The 2,687-nt window shown below is 68.6% G+C and carries 2 protein-coding genes and 1 pseudogene; 2 read left to right on the top strand and 1 reads right to left on the bottom strand.

The features are described 5' to 3' along the window. Positions 1 to 31: 31 nt before the first annotated feature. The gene (locus AB0D27_RS45300; protein WP_362521472.1) at positions 32 to 1,021 is read right to left on the bottom strand and encodes a YafY family protein; all 990 of its coding nucleotides are present in this window, start codon (positions 1,019 to 1,021) and stop codon (positions 32 to 34) included. A 92-nt stretch (positions 1,022 to 1,113) separates the two neighbouring features. Between AB0D27_RS45300 and AB0D27_RS45305 the strand changes: the two genes are divergently transcribed. Beyond that, positions 1,114 to 1,512, top strand: a complete 399-nt coding sequence (locus tag AB0D27_RS45305) for a VOC family protein (protein WP_362521475.1) — start codon at positions 1,114 to 1,116, stop codon at positions 1,510 to 1,512. A gap of 50 nt (positions 1,513 to 1,562) precedes the next feature. After that, positions 1,563 to 2,573 (top strand): annotated as a pseudogene (locus AB0D27_RS45310) (IS481 family transposase); the annotation flags it as partial. Positions 2,574 to 2,687: the final 114 nt, after the last annotated feature.

Raw genomic sequence — 2,687 nt, forward strand, 5'->3', positions numbered from 1 at the left:
TGTGCCGTCTCATGACATTGGTTCCTCGCTGTCAGGCTTGGCGGGCATAGGACGTGAGGCGATCGGCGAGCGCGATGACGAGGTCGCGTAGTTCATCGGAGCGCTCGATGACGAACGGCCGGTCGAGTGAGGCGAGTACCGGAGCCAACCAGTCGAGCCGCTGCGCCCGTAGCTCGACGCGCAGCCAGTGCTCGGCCGCCGGGTCCTGGCCAGCGGCGGGCTCGTGCTCCTCCAGGCTCGCGACGCTGGCGGGGAGGTGGGCGCGGATCTGCTCAACTGTCCCGTGGATCCGCAAGGTGACCTGATGCCTGTACTCGGCCGTGGCGAATCCTGACAACACGCGCTGTGCCGGACCGGGACCCACGGGCGCTTCGAATGAGCCGGGCAGGGCCCTCGCGGCTGCGATGCGATCGAGCCGGAAGGTTCGGTCCTCGCCGACCTGGGCGTCCTTGCCCGTCACGTACCACCGGCCCGCATGGGCGACGATCCCGTACGCGTGCAGTGTGCGTTCGCTGCGCCGTCCGTCGCGGTCGGTGTAGCGGATCGAGACCGGTCGGCGGTGGCGCACCGCATCGGCGATGGTGAGCAGGAGCCCGGCGTCCGGGTGGTCCAACTCGCCGGGCTGATCCGTGAAGGCGAGAGCTTCCAGGAGTGTGTCGAGCCGGCGGGCGATGTGCTTGGGCAGCACCCGCCGGATCTTCGCTGACGCCGTCTCGTTTGCCGTGCGCTCCGTCGTCGTCAGCTCTGCCCGGCGGCCGGCGACCAGGCCGAGCAGCACGGCCAGCGCCTCGTCGTCGCTGAGCATGAGCGGAGGCAAGCGGTACCCGGGAGCCAGCCGGTACCCGCCGTAGCGGCCGCGCACCGACTCCACGGGCACGTCCAGCTCGATCAGCTGGTCCACATACCGCCGCACAGTGCGCCCTTCGACGCCGAGATGGTCGGCGAGCTCGGCCACAGTCCGGGTGCCGCCCGACTGCAGCAGCTCCAGGAGTGTCAGCACGCGGCCGGTGGGTCGTGGCATGTTCGCAGCCTAACGCGAATACAGGACCGATTCTGTCCACTATTTCTCCTAGCCTGCGACTGCACGCCTCCAGCACAGCCAAGGAGATTCCCATGGACTTCGTCTCGATCCGCATCATCACCAGCGATGTCGCGCGCCTCGTCGAGTTCTACGAGCGAGCTACAGGGATGCAGGCGATATGGGCCACCGAGGACTTCGCCGAACTCAAGACCGCGGGCGCAACCCTCGCGATCGGCGGCACCCGCACTGTCCCGCTGTTCGCCCCTGGCTCTGCCCGCCCGGCGGACAACCACAGCGTGATCACCGAGTTCCTCGTCGACGACGTGGACCGCGTTCACCAGAACCTGACCGGCTTCGTCACCGACTTCGTCAACGAGCCCACCACGATGCCCTGGGGCAACCGGTCGCTGTTGTTCCGCGACCCCGACGGCAACCTCGTCAACTTCTTCACTCCCGTCACCCCGGAGGCGATCGAAAAGTTCGCACGCTGACGCCACACACAGCCGCTCATGCGGGAGCCCCGAGATCTCAGGGGCTCCCGGTGAACGCGGCCGCCGAGTCCAGGAGCGCCACCAGCAGGGGACATCGGAACGCACCGCTGACCCCTGAAGGACGTCTGCGCTTGTGCCTGCGGGTCGATGCCGGACGTCCGATCGCACACGTCGCTGCAGAAGCAGGAATCTCCCGCCGCTGCCTGGCCAAGTGGTACGCCCGCTGGTTCGCCCACGGCGAGGACGGCCTGACGGATCGCTCCTCCCGGCCCATCGCCAGCCCCAACCGCACGAGCGAGGACATCGCCGATCTGGTAGAGGCGCTGCGGCGCCAGACCAAGTACGGGCCCGCCCGGCTCGCCGCCGAACTGCAGAAGCTGCACGGCATCACCGTGGCACCGGCCACCGTGCACCGAGTCCTCGTCCGGCGAGGGCTCAGCCGCCTGCGCGACCTCGATCCGCCCACCGGCGAGCAACTGCGCGAAGTCGTCCGCTACGAGCACGACCGGGTTGGCGACCTGGTCCACGTCGACGTCAAGAAGCTCGGTGGCATCCCCGCCGGTGGTGGCTGGCGAATGCACGACCGCGGCACCGAAGCCGCACGGGCCTCCAAGCGCACCGGTCCCGGTACCGGGAAGGTCGGCTACACGTACCTGCACACGGCGATCGACGACCACTCCCGGCTCGCCTACACCGAGGCTCTGAACGACGAGAAGGCCGTGACCGCAGCCGCGTTCTGGCATCGTTCCGTCGCGTTCTTCGCCGCCCACGACATCACGCCGATCCGCCGCGTCCTCACCGACAACGGCTCCTGCTACCGCTCTCGCGCCTGGGCCGCTGCCCTGGTCGTGACGGGAACGAAGCACAAGCGCACCAGGCCGTACACGCCGCGGACGAACGGGAAGGTGGAGAGGTTCAACGGGACGCTGGCCCGCGAGTGGGCCTACGTGCGCGACTACACCTCCGAGCAGGAACGCAGGGCCGCGCTCGCGGACTTCCTCAACTACTACAACCACGAGCGCCCGCACTCCGCGCTCGGAGGCCGGCCACCCATCAGCCGGACCTCCGGCAGCGACTACCGCATCGTGTTCGACCAGCCACCGAAGCCACTCGACACGATCCCGCAGCAGCTCACCTTCGAGGACGCCGTGGAACCAACGTTCTGAGACACCACA

The sequence above is a fragment of the Streptomyces sp. NPDC048415 genome (assembly GCF_040651675.1).
Classification (GTDB): Bacteria; Actinomycetota; Actinomycetes; order Streptomycetales; family Streptomycetaceae; genus Streptomyces.

What these genes read in the sequence shown, in the direction of transcription:
- AB0D27_RS45300 (WP_362521472.1), bottom strand. Translation starts at nt 1,021, where the DNA reads ATGCCACGACCCACCGGCCGCGTGCTGACACTCCTGGAGCTGCTGCAG.
- AB0D27_RS45305 (WP_362521475.1), top strand. Translation starts at nt 1,114, where the DNA reads ATGGACTTCGTCTCGATCCGCATCATCACCAGCGATGTCGCGCGCCTC.